The sequence below is a fragment of the Kitasatospora sp. NPDC058190 genome (assembly GCF_042883685.1).
Taxonomy (GTDB): Bacteria; Actinomycetota; Actinomycetes; order Streptomycetales; family Streptomycetaceae; genus Kitasatospora.
Genome location: NZ_JBHVVI010000203.1, coordinates 1 through 9,952 on the forward strand (window position 1 = coordinate 1; position 9,952 = coordinate 9,952).

7 protein-coding genes and 1 pseudogene are annotated in these 9,952 nt (G+C 68.8%); 2 read left to right on the plus strand and 6 right to left on the minus strand.

The window, feature by feature from the left end; all coding sequences use genetic code 11:
- On the minus strand, positions 1-758 hold a 758-nt coding region (locus ACFVWU_RS42970; RefSeq protein WP_387631765.1), incomplete at its 3' end, for an IS5 family transposase.
- 311 nt (positions 759-1,069) lie between these two features.
- Between ACFVWU_RS42970 and ACFVWU_RS42975 the strand changes: the two genes are divergently transcribed.
- A complete protein-coding gene (locus tag ACFVWU_RS42975) occupies positions 1,070-1,564 on the plus strand; it encodes a hypothetical protein (RefSeq protein ID WP_387631755.1) in 495 nt (164 codons plus the stop codon).
- 252 nt (positions 1,565-1,816) lie between these two features.
- On the opposite strand, the gene ACFVWU_RS42980 is transcribed toward ACFVWU_RS42975, so the two are convergent.
- The 5 genes from ACFVWU_RS42980 to ACFVWU_RS43000 all read right to left on the minus strand — a co-directional run bounded on the left by ACFVWU_RS42980 (position 1,817) and on the right by ACFVWU_RS43000 (position 8,981).
- Positions 1,817-3,598: a reverse transcriptase domain-containing protein gene (locus ACFVWU_RS42980; protein ID WP_387631757.1), complete on the minus strand. Its 1,782-nt coding sequence runs from the start codon at positions 3,596-3,598 to the stop codon at positions 1,817-1,819.
- A gap of 406 nt (positions 3,599-4,004) precedes the next feature.
- Complete coding sequence (locus ACFVWU_RS42985) at positions 4,005-4,790, minus strand: IS5 family transposase (protein ID WP_387631759.1); 786 nt, start codon at positions 4,788-4,790, stop codon at positions 4,005-4,007.
- Positions 4,791-5,049: 259 nt separating this feature from the next.
- Entirely contained in the window at positions 5,050-6,486 is a 1,437-nt protein-coding gene (locus ACFVWU_RS42990) for an NF041680 family putative transposase (RefSeq protein WP_387631767.1), read from the minus strand.
- A gap of 124 nt (positions 6,487-6,610) precedes the next feature.
- Positions 6,611-7,309 carry an HAD family hydrolase gene (locus ACFVWU_RS42995; protein WP_387631761.1) on the minus strand — a complete coding sequence of 233 codons (699 nt, stop codon included), beginning with the start codon at positions 7,307-7,309 and terminating at the stop codon, positions 6,611-6,613.
- Between the two features lie 82 nt (positions 7,310-7,391).
- The gene (locus tag ACFVWU_RS43000; RefSeq protein ID WP_387631762.1) at positions 7,392-8,981 is read right to left on the minus strand and encodes a DUF4157 domain-containing protein; all 1,590 of its coding nucleotides are present in this window, start codon (positions 8,979-8,981) and stop codon (positions 7,392-7,394) included.
- A gap of 99 nt (positions 8,982-9,080) precedes the next feature.
- Between ACFVWU_RS43000 and ACFVWU_RS43005 the strand changes: the two are divergent.
- Positions 9,081-9,952 (plus strand): annotated as a pseudogene (locus ACFVWU_RS43005) (hypothetical protein); the annotation flags it as partial.

Below are 9,952 nucleotides of genomic sequence, written 5' to 3' on the forward strand. Positions count from 1 at the left end.
TTCAACCCCACTGCTGCGACAGCGGGTTGGTGCAGGTCTCTCACCTCCACACGATCAACAAGCGCCTCACGGCGCACCTGCTCGACCACCCACCGTTTGGGCTCCGGTGTGAACCCTCGTGTGCCGGGCTCACGCTGGACGATCTCGACGTCGATGCCGAGGTGGGCGCCGTGCTCGACGACCGCGTTCTTGAACCCGGCGTCCGTCCATGCCTTGGTCACGGTGGGCGCGGCGCGGACGACTTTGTCCAGCAGCGCGATGCCGATCGCGTTGTCGTGGACACTCGCCGCGACCACGACGGCGGCGATGACCAGGCCGAGCACGTCGGTGGCGATGCCCCGCTTGCGGCCCGGGCTCTTCTTTCCCGGATCCAGCCCGGTCGTGTCCTTCGGGGCGTTCGTCGAGGTCCGCACGGTCTGGGAGTCCAGGACGACCGCGGTGGGGTCCTCGTATCGCCTGCGGCTTTCGCGGACCTGCCAGCGCAGCAGGTCGTGAATGGTCTCGGCGGTCCCGTCGTCGCGCCATGCTCCGAAGTAGTAGTACACCGCGCTTTTGGGCGGCAGGTCGTGGGGCAGGTAGCGCCACTGGCAGCCGGTGCGGGCCTGGTAGAGGATCGCATTCACGATCTCCCGCATCGCGTACCGGCCCGTATGGCCGCTGACCGAGGGATGCTTCGCCTTCCACGCGGTGAGGACCGGCCGGATCAGGCCCCAGGCCTCATCAGACAGGTCGCTCGGGTACGCAGGACGCTCACCCACATCCATCAGCACACCGCGCCGACGGCCCGCTGTGAAGCACCGGAACCGGACAACCTGCCTTCAAGGACGACGAGAACCGCCCAAGACTCGCAGAACACCCTCTGAAACAGCGGCTGGCCTTTGTTGGCCCTGCTGGCCAGGGCCAAAACACTAGCACCGGTGATAGCGCTTTGGCCTACTTACGTCCTCTCAGAGCCTGATCACTAACCAGGCGGACCACTGGATCGGGTGATCGTTTGGTGGCGTGAACTTCCGTTCTGGGTGGGAGAGATGTGGTGGTTGGTCTCTTTCGTTGTGGTTGGAGGTTTCTGATGCCGTCGGTGTTGGGGCTGGTGGAGGAGCGGGAGGCCAGGGCTCGGCGCGAGGTCGAGCGGCTGCGGGGCGAGGCGGCCCGGTTGGCCGCTGCCCTCGGGGAGGCCGAGGCGGAGTTGTCGCGTCTGGTGATCGCCCGGGAGACGCTGCGGGACGTGTTGCGTTCGGAGCCTGGTGACCGGGGTGGTGCGGTGGCGATCGGTCCGGCGGGTGCGGGAGCGGACGGCGGGGTCCGGGTTGCTGTGCCGGTGCGGGAGCCGGGCATGGGCTTGGTCGTTCTCCCGCCGATCTATAGGGAGTTGGCGCAGGTGTTGGAAGCGTCTGCGGAGCCGTTGTCGGCTGGTGGACTGGCGCGCTTGCTCGGGCTGGAGGCGACGGCTTCGGTGGTGGAGGGTGTGCGGGCGAAGGCGAAGCGTCTGATCGTGCGGGGCTGGGCGGTGCAGGCGGATCGGGGCCGGTTCGCCTCGGCGTCCGTGCGGGCCGTGGCGGCGTGAGCGGCCGGTTCATCGGGGGCGTGCGGCTCGTCGGGCCAGGCGGCGGGTCATGAGGATGGTCATCGACCAGGTGACCATGGCGAGGTGGTGGGCGGGCAGGCGCTCGTAGTCGCGCACGCAGCGCCGGCGCCGGCAGATCCAGGACGTTGGGTCGGCCGCGCGGCGAGGTGCCTGTCCGAGGCAGGTCCTTTTCCGCGCGGCCTCCCGCCGAACCGGACATGACAGTTTCCTGGTCATCCGGCTCTCCAGTGATCACAACGTGAGTGATCCGGCCGTTCGTGCTTCGTGGATGCGGTCATGGCAGGCTTCGCAGGCCACGAGGGTCTTGCGCCGCCGGTCGAGCATGACGCGCGCCCAGTCGGACGGCGGCCATCCGGCACGAGCGAGATCGGCAAGGGCCCGGACGTGATGCACCTGGACATCACCGGTGGCCCCGCATACCTCGCAGGTGTCCGCCAGGAGCCGGGTGATCAGCTCCTTCTGCGGGTAGTCCACCCAGACAGGCCGACGGTCGACGACCTTCGCCGACCGCTGCTGCTGGAGTGGGATTCCACCGAACCGCGCCACCAGCGGCTTCCTGTTCTCCCGCTCGATGCGGGCCTCGAAGCAGATTCGGGGCCCGTTGGGTGTGTCGATCCTGGCCTTGTGCTTGGCGGCCATCTTCGTCACGGTCGAACGGTGCTTGCCCGCAAGGGTCTTGAGCATGGATGTCTCCATGACCCATTGCAGCCGGTGCAGCCGGAAGACGTCTCCGGCGAGCAGGTAGTACTGGACGATGCCCCGGTAGACGGCCCCGAACGTGGCGACGATCGCGTGATCGCTGCCGTTGGTCAGTTCCGTTCGCTTCGCGGGCTTGCCGCGAACCAGGTAGGGCTCGCACTTGGCCTTGATCACGTCCCGGGGGACACGAAGGGCGATCTGGCCGTTGACCCTGCGGTAGCGGCCGGTCTTCTTCGTGTCGTTGTGCTGGGTCGTGATCTCGTAGCCGAGAAACCTCGCCGCCCGGGTTCGGGCGTGGGTGATCAGCGTCTTCTCCCGGGAGAGTTCCAGCTTGAGTTCGTCACGCAGGAATTCTGCCAGGCGATGCTTGATCTGCTCGGCCTCGGTCTTCGGTCCGGTGAATCCGAGGAGGTGGTCGTCTGCGTAGCGGACATAGCGAAGCCTGCGATATGACGGATCGTTGGGATCCGCGCTCGGCAGGCTCACCATCCGCTGACGCAGCGTCCGGGCCTGGGCCCGGTCGCCGCGCCGGCGGGCTTTCGCCAGCAGATTCTGCAACTCCAAATATGCCGGGTTGCGAACCCGGCGCTCTCCACGGGTGTACTCCGGGATCAGAACCCTCTCGACGAACTCGTCCAACCGATGCAGATATATGTTGGACAGGATCGGGGAAGCCACTCCGCCTTGCGGGGCTCCGGAGAGCGTGGCACCCCATTTCCAGTCCTCCAGGTATCCGGCTGTGAGCATGTTGCGCACCAGCCGCAGGAACCGCTGGTCATGGATCTTCTCGCCGAGGATCGACAGCAGGACCTGGTGGTCCAAGCTGCCGAAGCAGTCGGCGATGTCCCCTTCGATGAACCAGGATGTCCCGGTCCAGGTGTGGGCCACCTCCCGCAACGCGGTGTGGCAGCCCCTTCGGGGACGGAATCCATGCGATCGGTCGGAGAACGTCGGCTCGTAGTACGCCTCTAAGAGCAGGCGGACTACCTCGCCGACGAGCTTGTCCGACCAGGTCGGCAGCCCAAGAGGGCGCGTGCTCCCGTTCTTCTTCGGGATGTGCACGCGCCTGACCGGCCGGAAGCGGTAGCGCTCGTGGCGCATCGCCTCGATGATCCGGCCGATCTTCCGCTGGGACATGCCGTCCACGGTTTCCGGCGTGACCCCGGGCGTCATCGCGCCGTGGTTGGCGTAGATGCGACCATAGGCCAGCAGATACAACTGCGGGTTGAACAACTGTCGATACAGTTCATCGCACGGCAGACGACGCCTGCCGCGCTCACGCAGGACACCCAGCACCGTTGCGGCACTCTGCATTTCGCATACCTCCCCATATCCGGGTGTCCGAATCACCTGGCCCCCTTCGCCCTGCGGACGGCTTTCCCGCCCTCCCCGGCCGGGCGTTACTCCGGCGACTACTACGGGGCCTCCGTCGCCATAGGACTCGCGTCCCGTAGGCGATCCCACGTTCGTCTCTGTCTGTACGTTCTAGCGCGACACAGGCGTCCCACTCATCTCCTTGAATGTCCTCGCTGGACATCGCTCCGAGCCCCGGAAGTTGCACCAGTTGACACAAACGAAACCAGTGCAGGGTCGGCGTCGGTTGCAGCTGTCTTTCCGACGGATGGGAACTTGCATCTTCTGGAGATTGGGCTTCAAACAATCCAGTCTTCGCCATATCGCGCGGGCCGCCCGGCACACCGTCCCTGACAACTGGACCCGGTCACCGGTTTCCTGACATGCTCTTGTCCCCTTCACCTTTCGGATCCAGGTGAGTCATTCGGCCCAGGAACCTCCTTCCGAGTTCCTCCCGGCTGAGCCGGGGATACAAACAGAGCGCCTCGTGGCGCACAGAGTGCGCTCGACGACCCAGCGGCGGGGCAGGACGGTGAAGCCGCTGGTGTCGTCGGCGCGTTTGACGACAGCGACGGTCAGCGCGAGCGCGGTAAGGGCCCAGTCGACGAGCAGGCCGGTGTAGCCGCCGTCGGCCCACACGAGGCTGATGTGTTTCGTGCTGGTCGTGCAGGAACTCGAGCAGTGGTTCGGCGGCGTCGCGGTCGGGGACGCAGGCGGGGGTGACCAGGCAGGCCAGGAGCAGGCCGAGGGTGTCGACGGCGATGTGGCGTTTGCGGCCGTCGATGTTCTTTCCTGCGTCATAGCCGCGGTGGCCTGCCGCGACGGTCTCGGCGGCGGGGACGGACTGGGAGTCGATGATCGCTGCGGTGGGCTCGGCGGCGCGGCCCTCGCTCTCGCGTACTCGGGCCCGGAGCCGGTCGTGGTACTCGGCCAGGGCGCCGTTCTCGGCGGTGCGCTGGAAGTAGGCGTAGACGGCGGAGCGGGGCGGGAAGTCGGCCGGGAGCTGGCGCCACTTGCAGCCGCTGTCGTCGACGTAGCGGACCGCGTCGATGAGCTGGCGTTCGCAGTACCGGGCCGGGCGGCCGCCGCGGCCCTCCAGCCACGGTGGCGTGGGCAGCGCGGCGAGTGTGACCTCCCACTCCGCATCGGTCATGTCGCTGGAGTACACCGGCCGACGGTCGGTGTACTCGTGTGCGGATCCGTACAGGTGAGCGGCACAACGACACGCTGAGGCAGGGAAGTTGAAGCCAGTGCGGGACTCGCGGTAGAACTGCGGCACAGGACCTTCTGGCGATTGAGTTGCGTTGACACCTCTCGAGCTACCAGGAGGTCCTTCTTCTATGCCTTCGTCCCACAATGATCACCCGATCCAGCGGTCCGCCTGGTTAGTGATCAGGCTCTCAGCTTGTTCTTTAACCTTTCCGATCTTGATGCTCGGCCATGGTGAGGTCGCGCTTCACGGTCTTACCCACGTCGTAGCGGGGCGCGGGTCGACGGTTCTTCGAGCCTGGGGGCCGTCCGGGGCCGGGCTTGCCGGGTTTCGGCGCCCTGGCGGGATGGAGCGTGGCGGCGCGGAGGTTCCTAAACCCGCGGCGGACGCGGGCGGGGGTCAGCCTCCCTGGGGCAGCAGGCTTCTCCCACGGGCGGCGCAGGTCCTCAGCGAGTGGACGCGCGAGGCGGAGCTGAGTGTGTGCGGCGATGACGATCCATGTCCAGCGGTCCGCCGCCTCAGGAGTACGGATCTTCGGTCGGGTCCAGCCGAGGGTCTGCTTGAAGAGTCGGAAGGTGTGTTCGAGATCGAATCTGCGCAGGTAAGACCGCCACCAGCGGTCCACGTCGGCTGCGGTGGCGCCAGTGGCCGAGGACCACAGCCACACCGGGTCGGGGTTGCGGTCCCCGGGCAGGTGGTCGACCTCCAGACGGACCAACGTGCCATCGATGACCGGAAGTTCGCCGTCGTGGTCGAGCCAGCAGGTGCGGTGGGTCAGCCGGGGGTGGAGCCGGTCCCAGCTGCGGGCCGTGGCGGTGCCGTAGCGGGTGGTCTCGGTCGTCGTGGTGTGCTGCGGTTCAGGCCAGGTGGGGGGCTTGGCCAGGGCGAACTCGGGCCCGTGCTTAGGCGGTCGGCCGTTGGTGCCCGGCGCCCGGGGCGGCTTCGGCAGCCGTAGCACCCGGTCCGAGCGGATCCGGCCGAGCACCTCGACGGGCAGGTCCGCCAGCACGAACGCCAGCCGGGTGACGTCGTAGCCGGCGTCCATCACGATCAGGATGTCCGGGTCACCGTCTCGCCAGTGCCCGGCTGCGATCAGCCGCTCGACCACGGAGCGGAGCTGGTGGGCGGTCACGGCGGTGGCGTCATCCTCAGGTCCGAGCCGGACCGCGTCCAAGATTCCTGTCCAGGATGTCCGTCCGGACTCCAGCGCGGCAACGAAGGAGTAGGGAAAGCCGGGGATGAACTGCGAGACGCTTTTCGCGCGTCCGTAGACGTGGCAGAACAACCGGTCCGCGCTCGTGGATGCGTCGGACCGCAGCCAGGGGCTGACATCCACCGCGAGCACGATCCGCCCGTCGTCGGTCCTTGGCAGAGGCAGCCTGGCCAGCTCGGCACGCAGCCGGTCGGCCTCGATCCGGCCGCAGTTCAGCCCGTCGTAGAGTGCGCCGTGACCGCGTCGGTGCTCGGCGGTCAGCGTCAGGTCGACCAGTGACTTCATCGGTCCATCGGCACAAAGCAACGCGTCGGTCAGCTCGAACAGCGCGTCCGCCCGGGCGGTCAGGCAGTCGTAGAAGTCGGCCCGGAACCCCGACAATGCAGACAGGGACTCGAAGCGGGCAGCATCGTCCAGCAGACTCACCTTCACGGCCTTGGTTTGATCACCAGCGTCTCGACAGCGCACATGATCACCCCAAGGCCGCTCCGCTGTCCGGAGAATGTGAAATCCCGCAGCCCTTGATCGTCGAGCTCTCCGGTGCCGTCGGCTAGGAGGACCCGAGCAGGGCCAGGACCGGTGCCAGTCCGCCCGGGCGCTGATCGACCGGCAGGTGGTCAACGAAGTGCACCGGGCAGCCCAGGACCTGCGCGCCGCCGTCCGCGATGCGGTCGTCGCCGACCATCAGCACATCGGCGGGTGACAGGCCGAGCTGGTCGCACGCGACCCTGAAGATCGCTGGGTCGGGCTTCTGTACACCCAGCTCGAAGGAGAGCACGTAGGTGTGGACCAGCTCGTCCAGTCCGTGCACTCGGAAGATCGGCCGAAGGTCCCACCCGATGTTGCTCACCACTGCCACCGGGAGCCCCCGTCCACACAGTTCACGCAGCGTCGATTCGGCGTCTGGGTAGGGCTGCCATGCGGCGGGCATCATGTGGCGGTCGTATAGCGCCTGCGCCAACTCCGGTACTGGTAGCCCGGCTTCCCGAGCCAATGCGGTGTAGGCAGCGCGGTGCTGGTCGGCACTCAGGTCCCGCTCGCGCCAGAGTGTTTCGAGGTGCGTAGGCACGTGCCGCGGTGCCGGTCCACCTGGAAGCGCTCCGTACTCCGTCAGCCGCCGTACCAAGTCGGTGAACCCGTCGTCGGCCGGACGGATGCCAGCCGCCGTCAGAACCGCACCGAGCCACTCTGTGGTCGACTCGATGCGCAGCAGTGTGCCGGAGAAGTCGAACATCACTCCTTTGATCATGTTGTGATCGTAAAGCGGTCGAGTTGCCGGTGGGGCCGTCATCAGCCATAGACCGACCACAGGTAGAGGTTAAAGAACAAGCTCAGACCTCCGCGTCGTACGTGTCCAGGTCGTGGCCGTGGTACCAGGGCGCCTGCGGGTTGTAGGAGGCGAGGTAGTAGTCGGCCTCACAGGTGTACGTCGCGGGGAATAGCTGATGCGCGCGCAGCTTCAGGAGGTCGATGGCCGCGATCTCGTTGGCCAGTGCCGGCTGGTCCTGCTCGTTCAGCGGCTTGAGCTTCTCGTCGTCCACGAGCTTCTGGGCCGCCGCGAGGTTGTCCTTCAGGAACTGGGGCCACTGTGCCGGATCGTTGCTGTACGTGTAGTGCGGCGTCACCCGGTAGTGGATCATCTTGGGCCACCTGGCGTTGGGGTTCGTGAGGGGCGCGGCCGGGTCCATGACGTGGGTGACGGTCGGGTGCGACTGCTGGTAGGGCGCCAGGGCCGTCGCGCTCGACTGGGTGCCCTGGACGGTCTGCCCCGGGGCCGCGAAGCCGATCTTGCCGTCGCCGAGGTCGATCGGCTGGTTGGCGGCGATCCACTGCTCGTAGTTCGCGGCGAGTCCGTGGGTGCCGCTCTGCATCGAGGCCCGGATGGGCCGTTCGACCTTGTTGAAGTGCTCCTGGGTGTTGGACTTGGCCGAGCCCATGAAGATGTTCGTGGCGGTGTCGTTGGCGCCGGCGGTGAAGTCGCCGTTGATCGCGTGCATCGCGGTGGCGGCGTTCTGCTGGCCGTTGGCGCGCACCAGGCCGCTGTCGACGGTCCTGATGGCGGTGATGTCCGCGGGCTCGCCGGGCGACGATCCGCCCCCGGTGTTGCTGAGCATCCGCTCCAGGTGGACCCAGTTGCCGAGGGTGCCGCCGTTCGGGTAGACGAGGCCGACGGCGCCCAGCACGTCGGTCTGGATGCCGCCGATCTGCGTGTTGCCGGCCGTCATGCCCGTGAACGGCTGGAAGGCGGCCGCCCGTTGCAGGACGGGCTCCTCGGCCAGGGGGCCGGCGCCGTGGTCGGCGCAGTGCTCGTCCTCGTGCTGCCCGGCTGCTTCCCCGCCGGCCCGGTCGGCCGTGGTGGGCCCCGCCACCGGCTTGCGCATCACCCGGACGGCGTTGGCCTCGGCCTCACGCTCGAAGCGGTCGGACGGGTCGGAGACCTTGAGCCCGGAGCCGTTGTCGGCACCCGCGACAGGGCCCCGGCGCTGCTGGAGGACGTGGGTGAGCTCGTGGGCCAGGGTGTGCCGGTCGCCGCCGCCCGCCCCGATGACGACGTGGTTCCCGGAGGTGTAGGCGCGGGCGCCGACCTCGGCGGCGGAGGCCTGGGCGGCGCTGTCGTCGTGGACGCGCACGGCGGAGAAGTCGGCGCCCATCCGGCCCTCCATCTCGGACCGGACGGCGGCCTCCAGCGGCCGGCCGGGCGTGCTCAGGACGTCGTGGACGGCCGAGCGCTGCACCGCCGCGTCGGCCCGCCCGGCCGGGCCCGCCGCCTGACGGAGCATCTGGACGACGGCTCGGTTCCCGGCGGTCGCCTGCAGCGCCATCAGGTCCGGCCCCGGCCCCCGGCCGCCGGTGCGCGGCGTGCGGACCGGCGTACCGGTGCGTCCGGAGGCCTGGGCCCTGGTGTTCTCTCGGGCGTGCAAGGGGGCATGCAAGGGGGGCCTCTTCCCGCGGTGGAACAGCGACCCTTCCTGCATACGCGTTCGACGCCCGGCACGCCAGGGCCCGAAGGGCAGACCCGGGTGCCCCGCCGGGCACCCGTACTCGAGCAGCCGGCCCCGGCCGCCCCGGTCACCGAGGTGCCGACCGAGGTCGAGGGCCAGGCCGTCGCCGAGCAGCCCGCCCCCGCCGCTGCGCCGGTCGTCCCGGCCGCTCCGGTCGCTGCCTTGCCGCGTCCGGTGGTCGAGGCCGGTCCGCGTGAGCTGCCCACCCTTCCGGAGGGCTCGGCCGGTGCGCGGTTCGAGGCCGTCACCACGGGCTTGGTCTCCAAGCGCCCGAACTTCACTCAGCAGGCGCGCAGCACGGTGTTCCTGGACGCGGCGGCCGGTGTGCTGGCCGTGCGCGACCAGACGGTTCGGCTCGACCTCGGCGCCCGCACTCCCGGGGAGATCCTGGACGCGGTCCTGCACGCCGCGCCCGGCACGGAGCGGGTCTACATCACCGCCGGCGCCCCCTGGCACGACGGCGCCGAGCGCTACAGCACGCTCAAGGACGCCGTGGCGGCCTGGCTGAACACCCCGTCCGAGCGGTGGACGACCGCCGTCGGCTCCGGCCGGGACAAGCTGGCCGGCCACTTCGTCCACCAGCGCCAGCCGGTCGGCCGCTACGCCCCCGCGAGCGCGCCGGACAGCGGCACCACCGAGATCCGCTCCATGGGGGAGTGGTTCGACCCGGACGGCGCCGACGTCGTGACCTGCCGGGACGCCTTCCGGCTGCTGTGGCAGGCGCTGCGCCGGCACTGGGACGACGCGGTGCTGATGGGCTCCCCGAGCCAGACCGGTCGGGACCTGTGGTCGCGTACCATCCCGACCACCGGCAAGTGGGCCGGCGGCTACCCGGTGCTGTCCGAGGAACTGCGGGGCCTGCTGCACGCGACCGGCGGCCAGGGCCGCAC

What these genes read in the sequence shown, in the direction of transcription:
- ACFVWU_RS42975 (WP_387631755.1), top strand. Translation starts at nt 1,070, where the DNA reads ATGCCGTCGGTGTTGGGGCTGGTGGAGGAGCGGGAGGCCAGGGCTCGG.
- ACFVWU_RS42980 (WP_387631757.1), bottom strand. Translation starts at nt 3,598, where the DNA reads ATGCAGAGTGCCGCAACGGTGCTGGGTGTCCTGCGTGAGCGCGGCAGG.
- ACFVWU_RS42985 (WP_387631759.1), bottom strand. Translation starts at nt 4,790, where the DNA reads ATGACCGATGCGGAGTGGGAGGTCACACTCGCCGCGCTGCCCACGCCA.
- ACFVWU_RS42995 (WP_387631761.1), bottom strand. Translation starts at nt 7,309, where the DNA reads ATGATCAAAGGAGTGATGTTCGACTTCTCCGGCACACTGCTGCGCATC.